The sequence below is a fragment of the Pseudarthrobacter sp. S3 genome, from assembly GCF_050156905.1.
In the GTDB taxonomy this organism is placed as follows: Bacteria; Actinomycetota; Actinomycetes; order Actinomycetales; family Micrococcaceae; genus Arthrobacter.
Genome location: NZ_CP189583.1, coordinates 859,703 through 875,959 on the forward strand (window position 1 = coordinate 859,703; position 16,257 = coordinate 875,959).

Consider the following 16,257-nt stretch of genomic DNA (forward strand, 5'->3'; position numbering starts at 1 on the left):
GCAAGCTCGGCCAGGGAACCCTGCCGGCGTGGGCCCATCAGTGTATTAGCTGGCGAGCCAGATGTCCGGTCCGAAGACCTCGTAATGGATTTTCGTGGCCGGGATGCCGGCGTTGATGGCCTCGTTGCGGATGTGCTTCATGAACGGCATCGGCCCGCAGAGGTACAGCGACGCGTTGGCGGGAAGGTCCACTTCACGCAGGGACATAAAGCCTTTGTTGGCCCCGTCGCGTGGCTCTTCAAGCCACAGCTGCAGGTCAGCACTGTCCAGGCGTTCGACGTCATCCGTCATCTGACCGCGCAACGCCCAGCTGTCCAGCGTGCTTTCCGCGTGCAGCACCAGCACCTGCCGGTCCGAGCCCGACTCGGCAAGGGACCTGAGGATCGACGCCGTGGGCGTGCAGCCGATGCCGGCCGATGCCAGGACCACCGGGCCGTCGCCACCCTTCAGGGTGATCTCGCCGTAGGGATTCGAAATCTCCAGGACGTCGCCAACCTTGACGGCGTTGTGCAGCACAGGGGAGACCTCGCCGCCGTCGTCGAGCTTGGTGGTGAAGCTGCGGCTCGTGCCTGCATCGCCCGAAAGTGAGTACTGCCGGACCTGGCGCAGGCCGTCGGGGAGTTGGACCTTGACGCTGACGTACTGGCCGGCCAGGGCGGGTGTGACCGGGGTGTCGTCTGCGGGTTCCAGGGTGAAGGTCATGGAGCCGATACCGGCATGGTTCTTTGAGGCAACCTTCCATGGCGTCCACATCTTGCCGTTGGCCTGTGCTGCGTAGAGACCCTTTTCGAGCTTGATCAGAGCGTCGGCCATCAGCCAGTAGACTTCGGTCCAAGCTTCGGCGATCTCCGGGGTGATGACCTCGGCCAGATCCTCCGCGATGGCCGCGAAGAGGTGCTTATAGACCACCTGGTACTGGGGCTCAGTGATGCCGAGTGATGCGTGCCGGTGGGCGATACGGGACAGCACGGTTTCGGGGAAGGTGCCTGGGTTGTTGACCAGGTGCGTGGCGAAAGCGGCGATGCTTCCGGCCAGCGCCTGCTGCTGGTCGCCCGAGCGCTGATTGGAGCGGCTGAACAGGCCATCCAACAGTTCCGGGTGGGCGGCGAACAGTCGTGCATAGAACTTGGGAGTGATGGCGCCGATCCGGGAACCAACGAGCGGCAGTGTGGCCTCAATGACGGGGCGGGATTTGTCCGAGAGCATGTGTACTCCTGCGATAGGGACCGGGTTTTCGCCCGGTCAATGTGAATACTAACATTTGAAATGCGTATATTCGTACCTCAAGTTCTACACCTCGTAGAAGTTGGAATCAAATCGGCGGTGAGCGGGGGCGCGGGGCTACAGGCCGGGGCGCAGGCCGATCATCTGGAAGACGGGTGCCATCTGCCGCGAGCCGGGAAGTTCGGCCACAACCACTGCATCAAGTTCCCGGTAAAAAGCTTCACGGGCGCGGGCCAGCGCGGCGCGAAGCCTGCATTCGCGGATCAGCGGGCAGTCGCCGCCCGGCGTGACGCAATCGGCCGCGTCCGTCCGGGTGTCAAGGTCCCGCAGGACCTGGCCCACCGTTGCCCGGCGGCCAGCGGAGCTGAGCCGTGATCCGCCCGACCTGCCGCGCTCAACGTCGATCAGGCCCAGTGTCCGCAGCTTGGCCATCGCCTTGCTCACGTGGTTGTACGGAGTGCCCACGGCATCGGCGATGTTCTGTGTAGTCAGGAGGGTGCCCCCGGGCGCGGCGGCCAGGACCATCAGCGCCCGGAGGCTGACATCTGCGAAGGCGTTGATTTTCATGGCAACCGGGGCGCGGTCTAGTCCACCCAGACGGTGGGTTCGCTGGTGTCAGCGGCGAGCTGGCCAAACTCCCACTCGTGGGTCCCGGTGTTGGCAGCATAGGGGAGGACCGCGGCGAAGACGGATCCATCGCGGTGTTCGGCAGCCACATGGATGGCATCTGTATCCTCCTCGATCAAGAGGATGTCGCAGACAATAGCGGCCGCGCGGAAATCAGCCCGGTTCTGCCGGAGCAGCTCGGTGAGGTCGCTGATCATCGTGTCCGCGTCGAAGTCAGCGTCGGAGCCGTCCTGGGCATCAGCCGGGGTAACGGCCACGAGGCGGACTTCGCCGTCGTTCTCCACCACCAGTGCGAATGGCAGGAAGCCGCCATTTCGCTCAAGCTGTTCCTGGGCTGCGCCGACGCCAGTGCCCAGCAGGTTTTCCAGGTCCGTGGCCGAGGCCTCCGGAACGGAATCCCGCCACGAAGCCACCGCCACCGGGCCGTCGGTTTCCATGGCTTCGCGGGCCACTTCCGGCTTAGCGCCTGACATTGGAGAGCACGCGGTCGCGAACGCGTTCCATCGTGGACCGGTCCGTTGCTTCCACGTTCAGGCGGAGGAATGGTTCCGTGTTGGACGGACGCAGGTTGAACCAGAAGCTGCCGTCATTTGCGGTGAAGGTGCTGCCGTCCATGGTGTCTACGGTGATGTCCTCGGCGGCGAAGTCGGTGCGGACGCGCTCAACGGCGCCGGCCTTGTCCTCGATTTCGGAGTTGATCTCACCGGAGGAGACATACGGCTCGTACTCGCGGCCGAGCTCGGACAGCGGTCCGTCCTGCTCACCGAGGGCAGCGAGCACGTGCATTGCTGCGAGCATCCCGGTATCTGCGTTCCAGAAGTCGCGGAAGTAGAAGTGGGCAGAGTGCTCGCCGCCGAACACGGCACCTTCCTCGGCCATGACTGCCTTGATGAAGGAGTGGCCCACCCGCGTGCGGACGGCGCGGCCGCCGTCGTGCGCTACCAGTTCCGGCACCGCACGGGAGGTGAGCAGATTGTGGATGACCGTGGGCGTCGCCTCGCCCTGGGCCTGGGCGCGGGCGATTTCGCGGCGTGCCACCATACCGGTGATGGCCGACGGCGAGACGGGCTCGCCCTTTTCGTCGATGACGAAGCAGCGGTCAGCGTCGCCGTCGAATGCCAGGCCGAGATCGGCGCCGTGCTCAATGACGGCCGCCTGCAGGTCGCGGAGGTTTTCCGGCTCGAGGGGGTTGGCCGGGTGGTTCGGGAAGGAGCCGTCCAGTTCGAAGTACAGGGGGATGATCTCGAACGGCAGCTTGGGCAGGAGGGCGTTGCCCAGCACCGCCGGCGTGGTGAGGCCGGCCATGCCGTTGCCTGCGTCGACAACTACCTTGAGCGGCCGGGATCCGGAGAGGTCCACCAGCTGGCGTAGGTACTCGGAGTAGTCCTTCAGGACGTCGTGGACGCCGATCAGGCCGCGCGCGGGGGCCGCCGGGATGGAGCCTTCGTTGAGGTACTGCTCGGCGAGTGCCTGGATCTCTTTGAGGCCTGATTCGGAGGAGATGGGCTGCGCGCCGGCCTTCGACATCTTGATGCCGTTGTATTCGGCAGGGTTGTGGCTGGCGGTGAACGTGGCGCCGGCGGCGTTGAGGGAACCGCAGGCGAAGTAGAGCTCATCGGTGGAGATCAGGTCAAGGAGCTTGACGTCGGCTCCGCGGGTGGCCGCACCGTCGGCGAAAGCCTTGGCGAACTCGGGCGAGGAGGGACGCATATCGCCGCCCACCAGGATCGTCTGTCCTGCCAGTTCCAGGACATCAACGAACGCGGCGCCCACGGCTTCGACGATTTCAGCGGTGATGGATTCGCCCACGATGCCCCGGACGTCGTAGGCCTTGAAGGATGCCGAGAGGTCAAAAGTCTTTGTCTGTTCGCTAGTCACGGGTCTTATCTTACGTGGACCCGCGGACCTTCCCGGTTGTCCACATACGGAGGTCCCGGCTTTATGGGTGTCGGTGCGGGCTGGGATACTGAATCAATGGTTGATACCCAGAACGCCGCCCTTCTTTCCGCTTCCCCTGACTCGCCGTCCGCCACAAAAAGCCAGGCTTTGGAGGTTCTCCGCGAACTTGTGGGGCATCCGGAGGCGGATTTTCACGACGGACAGTTTGAGGCTATTGAAGCGCTGGTCGACGGCGGCCGGCGGGCTTTGGTGGTCCAGCGTACCGGTTGGGGAAAATCGGCGGTGTACTTTGTGGCGTCCCTGCTGCTCCGGCGCCGCGGGGCCGGCCCCACCCTGATAGTTTCGCCGTTGCTCGCCCTGATGCGGGACCAGGTCGCTGCCGCCGCCCGCGCCGGAGTGCGTGCTGTGGCCATCAACTCGGCGAACCAGCTGGAATGGGACACCGTCCGGGAACAGCTCGCCGCCGATGAAGTCGACGTGTTGCTGGTGTCCCCGGAACGGCTCACCAACCCGTCCTTCCGTGAGAACCAGCTGCCGGAGCTCATCCGGCGGACGGGCTTGCTGGTGATTGACGAGGCACACTGTATTTCGGACTGGGGCCACGATTTCCGGCCGGACTACCGCAGGATAGCTGACCTAATCACCCAGCTGCCGGAGTCCGTTCCTGTCCTGGCTACCACTGCCACAGCGAACTCGCGCGTGGTCCACGACATCGAGGAACAGCTTGGTGCGGGCGTCCTCACTATCCGCGGAACCCTGGGCCGTGATTCCCTGCGGCTGGGCGTCCTCACACTCCCGAATTCGCGCGAACGGCTGGGCTGGCTCCTGACGCACCTGGCCGACCTGCCCGGCAGCGGCATCATCTACACGCTGACCGTTTCCGCCGCGGAGGACACCGCCCGGCTTCTCGCCGAAGCCGGGCACACCGTACAGGCCTACACCGGCAGGACCGATCCCGCTGACCGGGAGCGAGCAGAGCAGATGCTCAAGGACAACCAGGTTAAGGCGCTGGTGGCCACCTCGGCGCTCGGCATGGGCTTCGACAAACCGGACCTTGGCTTCGTCGTCCACCTCGGGGCACCGTCCTCCCCGGTGGCGTACTACCAGCAGGTGGGCCGTGCGGGCCGTGGCGCGGCGAACGCAGACGTGCTGTTGCTGCCAGGTTCTGAAGACCGGGATATCTGGCAGTACTTCGCCACCGCCTCCATGCCCTCGGAGGAAAAAGCCACAGCGGTGCTGACGGCGTTGGCTGACGCCGGAACTGCCGTGTCAACGGTGGCTTTGGAGGCCCGGGTTGACCTCCGCCGCACCCCGCTGGAGCTGCTGCTGAAGGTCCTGGCCGTGGATGGCGCCGTGGAACGTGTCGGCGGCGGGTGGCGTTCCACCGGCCAGCCCTGGATCTACGACGCCGAGCGTTACCGCCGAATCGCCGAGGCCCGGGTGGACGAGCAGGACTCCATGGTGATCTACCAGGACACCGCCGGATGCCGGATGGAATACATCACCTCGGTCCTCGATGACGAGACCGCGCACCCCTGCGGGAAGTGCGATAACTGCGCAGGCCGCTGGTTCCGGGCTGACATAGCCGCGGATGCCACGGCGGCGGCGGGCCAGACCCTCACCCGCGCCGGAGGCGTCCTGGAGGCACGGCTGCAGTGGCCCAGCGGCATGGACCGCCTGGGCGTTCCGGTCAAGGGCAAGATCAAGCCGGACGAAGGGCTGGCGGACGGCCGCGTGCTGGCAAGGCTGACTGATCTCGGCTGGGGCGGCGCGCTGCGGGAACTTTTCGCGGCCGGGGCCGCGGACCGGCCGGTGGATCCCGCCATGCTGCAGGCCTGTGTCCAGGTCCTGCGGGAATGGGCTACCGGTGACGGCCGGAACCCGGGCTGGAGCGGTGCAGGACGGCCGGCGGCGATCGTGAGCATGCCCTCCCGCAGCAAGCCCGAACTGGTCCGGTCCCTTGCCCAGGGAATTTCTGAAATCGGCCGGATCCCTTACCTCGGCGAGCTGGCCCTGGGCCATGGCGGACCCACGGGAAGCCGCGGCGGTAACAGCGCGTACCGGCTGGCGGGCGTTTGGGACCGTGTGGTGGTGGGCCCGGAGTTGGAAGCCGCCATGGCAACACTTCGTGGCCAAGGCGTGATGCTGATCGACGATCTCGTGGACAGCCGGTGGACCGTTACCGTTGCTGGACGTGCCCTGCGCCAGGCGGGGGCTGGGGCTGTTCTTCCGCTGGTGCTTGCCCAGGCCGGCTGACCTCGGCGCCAGCCTGCCGGTGCAGGGACAGGCTGTCCGCCGTACTCAAGAGCATCAGGACGGCCATGGTGAGGAAGGCTCCGCGGAAGGGTCCGGCGTGATCGGCGGGGAAGGCCCCCACGCCGTCGAAAATCCGGATCAGCAGGGCGCCAACAGCGATGCCGGCCCCTGCGGCGAGCTGCACCAGGGTCGCCGACACGGAATTGGCCGACGTCAGCTGTGCGGGCGCGATGTCCGCGTACTGCACTGACGCGTAGGCGGAGAAGCCGATGGAGCGGAAAGCCCCGCTGCAGACCAGCAAGGCGAAAATCAGGGCCTGCGGTGTGTCCGGAGTGAGTAGGGCGCACAGTGCGAAGGTCACCGCCGAGGCCAGGGAGCCGAAGACCAGGATGGCCCGGAAACCGAAACGTCGGATCAGCGGCGTGGTGGCCGGCTTGATGCCGATGTTGCCGATGAACACGGCCGCCACCATGATTCCCGCGTGCAGGGGCGACCAGCCGAAGCCGGTCTGGAACATAAGCGGCAGGAGGAACGGCACCGAACTGATGGTCAGGCGGTAGACAAACCCGCCGGTAGCCATGGCCCGGAATGTGCGCGTTGAAAAAACACTGAGGTCGAACAGCGGATTTTTGGCCCGCTTCATCCACAGTACGGCCGCAATGAGGGCACACCCGCCTGCAGCGGCGCTCAATGCAGCCCATGGACCGTTGGGGTGTGCGGTGGCCAGTTCCAAGCCAACCACCAGTGCGCCCACGCCGGTTGTGGTGAGGAGCAGGCCCAGCCAGTCGAGCCGGCGGGTGCTGTCTCCTGCGCCGGTTGGAACCAGCTTCAGTGCGGCGATGAAGGCTGCCGCACCCAGTGGCAAATTGATGAGGAAGATCCAGTGCCACGACAGGTAGGTTGTCAAGGCGCCGCCCACCAGCGGCGCCAGTACGGGCGCCAGCAGCGCCGGCCACACCAGGAAGGCTGTGGCCCGCAGGAGCTCCGACTTGGGTGTGCCGCGCAGTACCAGGAGGGTGCCGACAGGAACCATCATGGCCCCACCGGCGCCCTGCAGGATCCGGCTCAGCGTCAGCACGGTCAGGTCGGGGCTTATGGCGCAGGCCAATGAAGCGACCGTGAACAGGGCAATTGCGAAGCAGAATACTTTGCGGGCCCCCACGCGTTCTGCAAGCCAGCCGCTGAGCGGGATTCCCATTGCTACGGTCATGAGGTAGGCCGTCATGGTGATGTTTACGTCGGCGGCTGGAACGCCAAAGTCGTTGGCGATGTTGGGGATGGCAGTGGTCAGGATGGTGCCGTCCAGGAACTCCATAAAGAACGTGGCAGCCACCAGTAGCGCCAGCCGGGGATTCCACGCCGGGCTTGTGCTGGTTTCCGTCCCTGGGGCCTTGCTTGCTGCCATCCCACTATCCTGCCACCGCCGCCCCGGGTGGAGCCCCACACCCGGCTCCCGCCCCGGGAACGCAAAAGGCCCCGGTCCAGGACCGGGGCCAAACGCGGAGACGGGGGGATTTGAACCCCCGGTGGAGTTGTGCCCCACACTTCATTAGCAGTGAAGCCCATTCGGCCGCTCTGGCACGTCTCCAATGGCTATTACTAGCCCACCAAGGATACGCAGAACGGGGCACGCAGTGCAAAACGGCCGCCGAACGCCTGGCTCAGCCCTGGCGCCCTGCCCCACGGTATGCCTTGCGCCGGGCCCAGGAACAGTGCCCTACGCTCATCCGCCAGCCAGCGTCCGCCACAGGAAGTGCTGGCTGCGGGCCTGCAGGGCGGCGGCCTGCCGGTTGTCCGACGCCCCGGCGTGGCCGCCTTCGAGCGCCTCGTGGAACCAGACATTCGGGATGCCCATCGCCTGCATCCGGGCAGCCATCTTGCGGCCCTGGACCGGCCCCACCCTGTCATCCGACGTGGCCGTCCAGATGAATGTTTCGGGGTACTCCACGCCGTCCTTGAGCAGGTGGTACGGCGAGAAGGTCTTGATGTATTCCCATTCCGCCGCCACATCCGGGTCGCCATATTCGGCGATCCAGGAGTGCCCGGCGGAGAGCCGCGTGTAGCGCCTCATGTCCAGCAGCGGAACGCCGCAGGAGATAGCTCCGAAAAGCTCCGGGTAAGTCGTGAGCATGTTGCCCACCAGCAGCCCGCCGTTGGACCCGCCCACGCAGCCAAGCCGCTCGCGGGAGGTGACGCCGCGGTGGACGAGGTGCTGTGCCACGGCGGCAAAGTCCTCGAAGGCGCGGTGCCGGTTTTCCTTCAGCGCGGCCCGGTGCCAGGACGGCCCGTATTCGCCGCCGCCGCGGATGTTGGCCACCACGTAGACACCGCCGCGGGAGTGCGCTGCCTCGCCGGGCCCGCCGGAAGTGGCGGTACGGCGCTCCAGCCACGCCCTGCCGACGGTTCCGCTGTACGCAGGGGTCCGGGAAACCTCAAAGCCGCCGTAGCCGGAGAGCTGCGTCGGGTTCTGCCCATCCAGGACCAAGTCCCGAGATGCCACCTGGAAGTACGGGACCCGGGTGCCGTCCGCGGACACGGCGAAGTGCTGCTGCACCTCGTACTGGTCGTCGTCAAAGAACGACGGCGACACCTTCACTTCCGCATGATGGCTCACCACGCTAGTGGTCGCCACAGCAGCGGTCACCCCGACCGTGCCCGCTTCATCGCTGCTGCCGGATCCAGCGCGCTCCAGTGTTCCGCGCATCAGTGTGCTGGGAGTGGTGAAGCCGGTGGCGACCAACCAGAAATCGTCGCCGGCACCGCCGTCGGCCGGTCCTTCGTCTTCGTCGTCCACAGCGTAGGCGTTGACGTCGTGCAGCGGCGGACAGGCGTCCAGCAGCGAGGAAGCCCAGGCGCCCCCGTTGGCCGTGCCCCGTTTGGTCGCGCCGCCATCGGCCGCACTCCCGTCCGTTGCTGCACCGGGCGCGGAAGGATCCAGCACCCGGATTTCGGACGAGACATCCCGCAGCAGGTTCAATAGCAGGAAGTTCCGGGTCCAGCTCCACGACTGCAGCGACGTGTGTGCATCCGGGGCAAAGAGCACCAAAAGTTCCCGTGCCCCGGCAAGGTAGTCTGCGAACTTCGCGGCCAACAAGGACCCGGCGGGGTACGTTGTGCCGGCCAGTGACCAGTCCTGCTGCGGCCGGAACAGGAGCCACTCGCGATGCGCGCTGAGGTTCACATCTGTCGGCGCGTCGATCTCGAGCCAGGCGTCGTCCCAGCGGATAAAGGTGCTGCGGTTGTAGAAATCGATGTAGTCCACAGCGAACGTGCGCTCGAAGCCGGGAGTGGAATCATGCGCCACCACGGCCATCATGTGGTCCTCCGGCACCTGAAAAAGCCGGGCAGCCGCGGCGAGGGTTTCGCCGCGCCGCAGGGTGACGGCCGTCCGGGCGTAGGAGGAGGCGGTCCGCGGCAGGTTCCCGGCCGTAGAGGCGACCAGCAGTGTGTCCGCGTCCAGCCACGAGACGTTTCCCTTGGCCGTCGGCAGGTCAAAACCGCCGCTGGCCGGGTCAACGAACGTTCGGGTCCCGACGTCGAACTCGCGGTAACGGTTGGCGTCGCCGCCGTCGGGGGAGAGAGCCAGCAGGGCCAGGCGGTATGGTTCGCCGGCGGCAGGGCGCAGGAACGTGGCACCGTGGAAGACCCACTCCTCACCCTCAGCGGCGGCGAGGGCGTCCACATCCAGCAGGACATCCCAGTCGGGGGAGTCCGTCAGGTAGCTTTCCCAGGTGGTGCGGCGCCACAGCCCCTTCGGGTTCGCCTGGTCCTTCCAGAAGTTGTAGTACCACTCGCCGCGTTTGCCTACCATGGCGATCCGGTCCGTGGAGTCCAGCACCTCCAGGATGCTTCCTTCCAGTCCTGCGTAATCGGCGTCCTCCAGGAGGTCCTCGGTGCGTGCGTTCTGTTCGCGGACCCAGGCAAGCGGTGCCTCGCCGTAGATTTCCTCCAGCCAGACGTTCTCATCTGTGGGTTCGGGGGCGGGCGATGAACCGGGCGCTTGATCAGCTGCAGTGGTGGTCATGCGCCCCATCCAAACAAGAATTTCGCGCCGCAGGCAAGTCAAGTGCCTGTAGCGCATGCCGATACTCTGGATGCCGTGGGTAAATCGAAGAGCATCCGGGCAGCCATCATCGGCGCCGGACCCCGGGGAACCAGTGTCTTGGAGCGCTTGCTCGCACACGCGGCGGCACACGCCGCTGCCCATCCCGGCTCCGCAGCCCTTCATATCGACGTCATCGACCCCTATCCGGCAGGTCCGGGGCATGTCTGGCAGCCGGGCCAGTCCCGGCTGTACCTCATGAACACCCCGTCCTTCTATCCGACGGTTATTCCGGAGGACCCCCGGCTGGCTCCGCCCGTCGCGGGCACCACGTTCGACCACTGGCGAGCCCGCCAGCAGCGTGAGCCGATGCCTGCCCTGACGTTGAACGAGCGGTCCGAACTGGCTGCGTTGGGATCGCGGGACTTCCCCAGCCGGGCACTCTACGGCCGCTACCTGCGCTGCACGCTGGACGAGTTGACGGCAAAACTGCCCGACGGCGTCACCGTCAGTTTCCACGAAACCACCGCCGTGTCGGTGCGCCCTTCAGACCACGGAACAGCGGGGACGCCGGGGGAGGCAATCCCAAATGCCGGAGCGTTCGACGTCGGACTCGGCAGCGGAGGTTCGCTCACGGTCGATTCCGTGGTGCTGGCCTTGGGGCACCTTGCGTCCCGGCTGAACCCCGAGCAGCGCGAACTCCAGGCATCGGCCGCGCAGCTGGGCCTGAGCTACTTTCCGCCTGCGGTCCCGGCGGACGTCGACTGGGCCGCGGTTCCGCCCGGCGAACCGGTTCTGGTCCGGGGTATGGGGCTGAACTTTTTCGACGTGATGGGCCAGCTCACGGAGGGCCGCGGCGGAAAGTTCATCGACGCCGGAACCCGGCTTGACTATCAGCCTTCCGGCCACGAGCCCCGGATCATTGCCGGCTCCCGCCGCGGCGTCCCGTACCGGGCCAAGGCGGCGCTGGCCGGTTACTACCCGGCGTCGGTCACCCTGCGGTACCTGACCGAGGCCGCGCTGGAGCGGTTCGCGGCCACCGGGATCCGTCCGGGTTTCGACCACGATCTCTGGCCCCTTCTGCACCGCGACACACTCTGGGCCTACTACTCCACCCTGGTGCGCTCGCAGCCGGCGGCCGTCCCCGACGCATCCGCGTTCCTGGCCGCGCTGGATGAGGCGCTGCGCCCGCATGCCCACAGCGCCGTCAACTGGGAGGCCGCGGTGGAGAGCGTCCTGGCCGTGCACGTCGGGCCGCGGCACCGGCTGGATCTGCGGGGACTCGCATCTCCCCTGGCGGGCAGGTCCCTCGGATCGCGCGCTGAACTGGACGCCGCCGTCGTCGAGTACCTGCTCGACGACGCCCGCCGCTCCGCCCTCGGCGAGGAGGATCCGGTGAAGATGGCCATCGGCGCCCTGCATCACGGGCGCTCGGTGCTGAAAACGGCAGTGGCCGACGGCGGTATCACCGATGAGTCCTGGGTGGCCGGCCTGCGTGGCTGGTTCGAGTCGTTTGTGGAGGGCCTGGCCAGTGGGCCGCCTGCGCTGCGCGCTGAACAGCTGGCCGCCCTGGCGCGCGCCGGCGTGGTCAGCTTTGTGGGGCCAGACCCCCGGTTCAGCGTGGACCGACGGACTGGCCGCTTTGCCGCCGTCTCACCATGGGTGAGCGGTCCGCCGGTGGCGGCGAAGACCATGGTGGAGGCCCTCGCGCCGGCCAACCGCGTGTCCGCGAACGATTCACCGCTGCTGGAACAGCTCCTCGCGGACGGGATGGTGCGGCCCCGGCTGATGATGACGGCGGAAGGCGCGCCGGTGCAGGCCACCGGGCTCGACGTTGCGCCGCACCCGTACCGGCCGCTTGCGGCCAACGGCTCGGTCACGGATGGCTTGTTTGTGCTGGGCCTGCAGCTATCTGCCACCCAGTGGGGCACGGCCATTGCCGCGGAAGCGCTCCAGCCTGGCGGCCCCACGTACGCCAGCGGGCAGCGGACCCTCCGCGACGCCGACGAAATCGCGCAGGCGATCCTCGGACGCTGAAGCCTGCCGCTATTGCTTCAAGGGAATTCATTTATGCGATGATCTTGAACGTCGCTCCGGTGGGGTCGGCCAGCGAGGCGAGGCGGCCGAACGGAGAATCCTCCGGCCCGTCAATGACGGTCGCTCCGAGCGAAACGGCCTTCTCAATCGAAGCGTCCGCATCCTCCACGTTGAAGTAGACCTGCCAATTGGACGGAACGTCAGCGGGCAGGTAGCCGGAGGCGTCCATAATGCCGGCCTTCGCGGAGTCCCCGGCGCCCAGGGTGGTGTACCGGAACTCCGGTGCATCGCTCATAACATCCGTGTCCCAGCCGAACACGACCTGGTAGAACTTCACGGCCGTGTCGTAGTCCTTGGTATGGAGCTCGTGCCAAGCGGCAGCGCCGGGCTCGGCTACGAGCTCATACCCTTTCATTTCGCGCGGCTGCCACACGCCGATGGCCGCGCCGGCGGCGTCACCGAAGATGGCCATGTGGCCCTGTTCCGGAATATACATGGGCGCCATGTAGACCTGGCCGCCGTTGGCCGCGACGGCGGACGCGGTGGCCTCGGCGTCGTCCGAGCGGAGATAGGTGGACCAGACGTCCGGCATGCCTGATTGGTCCGCGTCCTTCTGCATCAGCCCGGCCACGGTCTTGCCGTTCTTCCGAGCGGTGGTGTAACCGCCGTACTTCTCCGCGTCTCCGGTCTCGTATTCCCAGCCGAACAGTTCGCCGTAGAATCGGCGGGCGGTGGCGATGTCCGATGTCATAAGGTCGATCCAGCAAGGAGCGCCGGGGGTGATCTCGGGTGCAGGCATGGCGGGGCTCTTTCTGTCGATGGGTGGCAACAGGAACGACCCTATGTCCAGGCTCCGACAGTTTCAATGGGTCCGGTGTGGGGCCCGTGAGCCGGTTAAACGAAGAAGCCCCGGCCCGCCATCATGTGGCGTACCGGGGTTCCATTCGCGGAAGGTAAGAGATTCGAACTCTTGGTACGGGGTTACCGCACACTAGTTTTCAAGACTAGCTCCTTCGGCCGCTCGGACAACCTTCCCTAACGAGTAGTGTTTCATAGGCAGTTGGCTGCAACAAAACAGAGTCTGCCGTGCGTCCGGTGCACACTGGTTCTGGGGCACGAATCAGCTAGAAAACGGGAGTCCGCCATGAAAGCCGTCTACATTGTCGAACCCGGTGGTCCGGAAGTGCTGGAAATCCGCGAGGTGGACGCGCCGGTGCCCGGGCCAGGCGAGGTGTTGCTCGACGTCGTCGCCGCCGGCCTGAACCGGGCAGACGTGCAGCAGCGCCGGGGTTTTTACCCGCCTCCGCCCGGTGCCTCCGAGATCCCCGGGCTGGAAGTCTCCGGGCGGATCGCCGGCTTTGGTCCGGGAGTCACCAAAGCCTTCTCGGTGGGTGACAAAGTAGTGGCTCTGCTGTCCGGCGGAGGCTACGCGGAGCAGGTAGCGGTGCCGGCGGAGCAGGTCCTGCGGATTCCCGACGGCGTTGATGTGGTCACCGCTGCGTCGCTGCCGGAAGTCGCAGCCACGGTCTACTCCAACCTGATCATGACGGCGCAGCTGCAGGCGGGAGAGACCGTCCTGATCCACGGCGCCACCGGTGGGATCGGCACCATGGCGATCCAGATGGCCAAGGCCTTCGGCGCCAGGGTGGCCACCACCGCGGGGACAGCGGAAAAGGTGGGAACGGCGAAGGCGTTCCTGGGCGCAGACATCGCCATCAACTACACCGAAGAGGACTTTCCGGACAGCCTGCGGCGGCAGAACGGCGGCAAGGGTGCCGACGTGATCCTCGACGTCGTCGGTGCCAAGTACCTGGCGCAGAACGTTGATGCGCTCGCTGACTACGGCCGGCTCATAGTCATCGGCCTGCAGGGCGGTGCCAAGGGCGAGTTGGATCTTGGCCAGCTCCTGCGGAAGCGTGCGGCAGTGGTGGCCACGGCACTGAGGCCGCGCCCGGTGGCGGAGAAGGGCGCCATCATGAACGCGGTGCGCGAATCCGTGTGGCCACTCATTACGGATGGCCGGATCCGCCCGCTGGTGGCCAAGACCTTCCCGCTGGACCAGGCTGCGGCCGCGCACCGGTACTTCGATAGCGGCGACCATGTGGGCAAGATCCTGCTGGTTGTGTAGCCCGGGCAAATACTGAGTATTGCTATGTGCGGCGGACTCGGTTAGCCTCACTCTATACGCGGTATGCACTGGTCTTGAGGGTCCGTGCATACCGACGCTCACGCCCCCGCTAGGAGCATCATGTCCATCCGTCACAGCCTCCTCGCCCTGCTGCAGGACGAGCCGCGGTACGGCTACCAGCTCAGGGTTGAGTTCGAAAACCGCACCGGGTCCACCTGGCCCCTGAACATCGGGCAGGTGTACACGACCCTGGACAGGCTGGAACGCGACGGACTGGTCAGCAATGACGGCAGTGACGGCGAAGGCCACGTGGTCTACAGCATCACCCCCGGGGGCAACGCGGAAGTGCAGAACTGGTTTGCCGCGCCCGTGGAGCGCAACAACCCGCCCCGGAACGAGCTGGCCATCAAACTGGCGCTCGCGGTCACGCTGCCCGGCGTCGATGTGCAGTCCATCATCCAGGCCCAGCGGGTGGCGTCCATCCGGGCGCTGCAGGACTACACCAAGGCCCGCCGTGACACGGCCGCCAACCAGCGGGCGGCGGATACCGCCTGGCTGCTGGTGGTGGACTCGCTGATCTTCCAGACGGAAGCGGAAGTCCGCTGGCTGGACCTATGCGAGGCCCGGATGCTGCAGCAGGCGCAGACCGCAGGCCACGCATCACCCCGTAAATCGTCCAACGGGGTCACTGTGGAAGAGGCTTCCCCGGTCATCGCCGACAACCGCCGATGAGCGTCCAGGGGCCGCAGGTCCTGGAACTCGCCAAGGTCAGCAGGACGTTCGGTGAAGGCGCGACGGCGGTCGCCGCGTTGCGCGAGGTTGACCTCAGTATCAGCGCCGGCGAGTTCGTCGCGGTGATGGGCCCGTCAGGTTCCGGGAAATCCTCCCTTCTGGCGCTGGCCGGGGGACTTGACCGGCCGACGTCGGGCGATGTCTTTGTGGAGTCCACGCCACTGGGCGGGCTGGGACTGAACGATCTCGCCCGGTTGCGCCGCCGCGCCGTCGGCTACGTCTTCCAGGACTTCAACCTTGTCCCCACCCTGACCGCGGCTGAAAACGTGGCGCTGCCGCTGGAACTGGACGGGTCGGCCCACCCGGAAGGCGCAACGCCAGGCGTTGGATGCGCTGCGGCAGGTGGGAATCCCGGAACTCGCGGACCGCTTTATGGACCAGATGTCCGGCGGCCAGCAGCAGCGGGTGGCCATTGCGCGGGCCATCGTGGGCGACCGCCGGCTGATCCTGGCCGACGAACCTACGGGAGCCCTGGATTCCACCACCGGCCACGGCGTGATGGAAGTGCTCCGTGCACGTGCCGATGCCGGTGCGGCCGTGATGCTGGTGACCCATGAGGCCAGGAGACCGCAGCCGAGCGCGTGCAATACCAGCTCGGCGCCACCCAGGCGCGGTTCCGGCCCATGCTCGTGGCGCTGCTGATCGCGGTGCCGCTCACCGGTGCGGTCCTGGCTTGGCTGTTTACGCGGGCGAGGCTTCCGGTGTCCCGCCGGGAGGTGGGGACCTGAGCGGTCTGCCGCGGCAATGGAGGAGTGCGGGGGAGCCGGACAGCTGGGTTGGGCCGTGGAGTTGGGCAGGGCCTGTAATTAGGTCACACAGTTGGGTCTTTTTGATTGGGCCCAGCGGGCCTACCGTGGGGCCTAGGGCGCTGTCCCTCCCGGACAGCCGAAGTTCGGAGGGACCTCATATGACAACCCATGTTGCCGATTGCAGTGTTACCCGTTGCTCGTTTAATGACCATGAAGGCTGTACGGCCCAGGCCATCACGGTTGGCGGGAGCAAAGACCACGCCAGCTGCGCCACGTTCATCGACACCGGGACGCACGGCGGGCTGCCCAAAGTCCTGGCGGATGTTGGAGCATGCCAGCGCTCCGAGTGCGTCCACAATGACCACCTGATGTGCAATGCCCCGGAGGTCCATGTTGGCCCGGGCGCTGACAACGCGGACTGCCTTACGTACGCACACGCTTAGCCACTGCTCCCGCGTGCGAGCAGACATTGAAGCCCCCGTCCAGGAAACCCTGTACGGGGG

General features: G+C 66.5%; 12 protein-coding genes, 2 tRNA genes and 1 pseudogene. 6 read left to right on the forward strand and 9 right to left on the reverse strand.

Annotated elements, in window-relative coordinates; translation table 11 throughout:
- Positions 1 to 45: 45 nt before the first annotated feature.
- The 4 genes from ACQCSV_RS04240 to ACQCSV_RS04255 all read right to left on the reverse strand — a co-directional run bounded on the left by ACQCSV_RS04240 (position 46) and on the right by ACQCSV_RS04255 (position 3,729).
- Positions 46 to 1,206, reverse strand: coding sequence for a globin domain-containing protein (locus ACQCSV_RS04240; RefSeq protein WP_354154654.1), 1,161 nt, complete (start codon positions 1,204 to 1,206; stop codon positions 46 to 48).
- A 135-nt stretch (positions 1,207 to 1,341) separates the two neighbouring features.
- A complete protein-coding gene (locus tag ACQCSV_RS04245; RefSeq protein WP_354154653.1) occupies positions 1,342 to 1,791 on the reverse strand; it encodes an Rrf2 family transcriptional regulator in 450 nt (149 codons plus the stop codon).
- 17 nt (positions 1,792 to 1,808) lie between these two features.
- A complete protein-coding gene (locus tag ACQCSV_RS04250; protein WP_354154786.1) occupies positions 1,809 to 2,288 on the reverse strand; it encodes a hypothetical protein in 480 nt (159 codons plus the stop codon).
- A gap of 22 nt (positions 2,289 to 2,310) precedes the next feature.
- The gene (locus tag ACQCSV_RS04255; protein ID WP_354154651.1) at positions 2,311 to 3,729 is read right to left on the reverse strand and encodes a phosphomannomutase/phosphoglucomutase; all 1,419 of its coding nucleotides are present in this window, start codon (positions 3,727 to 3,729) and stop codon (positions 2,311 to 2,313) included.
- 96 nt (positions 3,730 to 3,825) lie between these two features.
- Between ACQCSV_RS04255 and ACQCSV_RS04260 the strand changes: the two genes are divergently transcribed.
- Positions 3,826 to 6,006, forward strand: a complete 2,181-nt coding sequence (locus tag ACQCSV_RS04260; protein ID WP_354154650.1) for a RecQ family ATP-dependent DNA helicase — start codon at positions 3,826 to 3,828, stop codon at positions 6,004 to 6,006.
- Here ACQCSV_RS04260 and ACQCSV_RS04265 read toward each other — a convergent pair.
- The 3 genes from ACQCSV_RS04265 to ACQCSV_RS04275 form a co-directional block, all read right to left on the reverse strand.
- Entirely contained in the window at positions 5,930 to 7,411 is a 1,482-nt protein-coding gene (locus ACQCSV_RS04265) for an MFS transporter (protein ID WP_354154649.1), read from the reverse strand. The genes ACQCSV_RS04260 and ACQCSV_RS04265 overlap by 77 nt on opposite strands.
- Before the next feature lie 95 nt (positions 7,412 to 7,506).
- Positions 7,507 to 7,594 (reverse strand) — tRNA-Ser (locus ACQCSV_RS04270).
- A 135-nt stretch (positions 7,595 to 7,729) separates the two neighbouring features.
- Positions 7,730 to 10,030 (reverse strand): prolyl oligopeptidase family serine peptidase, encoded by a 2,301-nt coding sequence (locus ACQCSV_RS04275; protein WP_426939195.1) that lies wholly within the window; start codon positions 10,028 to 10,030, stop codon positions 7,730 to 7,732.
- A 75-nt stretch (positions 10,031 to 10,105) separates the two neighbouring features.
- Between ACQCSV_RS04275 and ACQCSV_RS04280 the strand changes: the two genes are divergently transcribed.
- Positions 10,106 to 12,085: an FAD/NAD(P)-binding protein gene (locus ACQCSV_RS04280; protein ID WP_426939522.1), complete on the forward strand. Its 1,980-nt coding sequence runs from the start codon at positions 10,106 to 10,108 to the stop codon at positions 12,083 to 12,085.
- Positions 12,086 to 12,116: 31 nt separating this feature from the next.
- Here the strand turns inward: ACQCSV_RS04280 and ACQCSV_RS04285 are convergent, their stop codons facing one another.
- Both ACQCSV_RS04285 and ACQCSV_RS04290 read right to left on the reverse strand, forming a co-directional pair.
- On the reverse strand, positions 12,117 to 12,884 hold the full coding sequence (locus ACQCSV_RS04285; protein WP_354154647.1) for a VOC family protein: 768 nt from the start codon (positions 12,882 to 12,884) through the stop codon (positions 12,117 to 12,119).
- 148 nt (positions 12,885 to 13,032) lie between these two features.
- Positions 13,033 to 13,120: transfer RNA gene (locus tag ACQCSV_RS04290), tRNA-Ser, on the reverse strand.
- A 109-nt stretch (positions 13,121 to 13,229) separates the two neighbouring features.
- Here ACQCSV_RS04290 and ACQCSV_RS04295 point away from each other — a divergent pair.
- The 4 genes and pseudogenes from ACQCSV_RS04295 to ACQCSV_RS04310 all read left to right on the forward strand — a co-directional run bounded on the left by ACQCSV_RS04295 (position 13,230) and on the right by ACQCSV_RS04310 (position 16,197).
- Positions 13,230 to 14,213, forward strand: coding sequence for an NAD(P)H-quinone oxidoreductase (locus tag ACQCSV_RS04295; protein ID WP_354154646.1), 984 nt, complete (start codon positions 13,230 to 13,232; stop codon positions 14,211 to 14,213).
- 120 nt (positions 14,214 to 14,333) lie between these two features.
- Positions 14,334 to 14,945: a PadR family transcriptional regulator gene (locus ACQCSV_RS04300; RefSeq protein WP_426939196.1), complete on the forward strand. Its 612-nt coding sequence runs from the start codon at positions 14,334 to 14,336 to the stop codon at positions 14,943 to 14,945.
- Positions 14,942 to 15,569, forward strand: a pseudogene (locus ACQCSV_RS04305) (ABC transporter ATP-binding protein); the annotation flags it as partial. The gene ACQCSV_RS04300 and the pseudogene ACQCSV_RS04305, both read left to right, overlap by 4 nt.
- 343 nt (positions 15,570 to 15,912) lie before the next feature.
- Positions 15,913 to 16,197, forward strand: a complete 285-nt coding sequence (locus ACQCSV_RS04310; protein ID WP_354154644.1) for a DUF1540 domain-containing protein — start codon at positions 15,913 to 15,915, stop codon at positions 16,195 to 16,197.
- The last annotated feature ends 60 nt before the right edge of the window (positions 16,198 to 16,257 follow it).

Coding starts and splice junctions, on each gene's coding strand:
- ACQCSV_RS04265 (WP_354154649.1), bottom strand. CDS start 7,411: ATGGCAGCAAGCAAGGCCCCAGGGACGGAAACCAGCACAAGCCCGGCG.
- ACQCSV_RS04240 (WP_354154654.1), bottom strand. CDS start 1,206: ATGCTCTCGGACAAATCCCGCCCCGTCATTGAGGCCACACTGCCGCTC.
- ACQCSV_RS04285 (WP_354154647.1), bottom strand. CDS start 12,884: ATGCCTGCACCCGAGATCACCCCCGGCGCTCCTTGCTGGATCGACCTT.
- ACQCSV_RS04245 (WP_354154653.1), bottom strand. CDS start 1,791: ATGAAAATCAACGCCTTCGCAGATGTCAGCCTCCGGGCGCTGATGGTC.
- ACQCSV_RS04300 (WP_426939196.1), top strand. CDS start 14,334: ATGTCCATCCGTCACAGCCTCCTCGCCCTGCTGCAGGACGAGCCGCGG.
- ACQCSV_RS04275 (WP_426939195.1), bottom strand. CDS start 10,030: ATGACCACCACTGCAGCTGATCAAGCGCCCGGTTCATCGCCCGCCCCC.
- ACQCSV_RS04260 (WP_354154650.1), top strand. CDS start 3,826: ATGGTTGATACCCAGAACGCCGCCCTTCTTTCCGCTTCCCCTGACTCG.
- ACQCSV_RS04295 (WP_354154646.1), top strand. CDS start 13,230: ATGAAAGCCGTCTACATTGTCGAACCCGGTGGTCCGGAAGTGCTGGAA.
- ACQCSV_RS04250 (WP_354154786.1), bottom strand. CDS start 2,288: ATGGAAACCGACGGCCCGGTGGCGGTGGCTTCGTGGCGGGATTCCGTT.
- ACQCSV_RS04310 (WP_354154644.1), top strand. CDS start 15,913: ATGACAACCCATGTTGCCGATTGCAGTGTTACCCGTTGCTCGTTTAAT.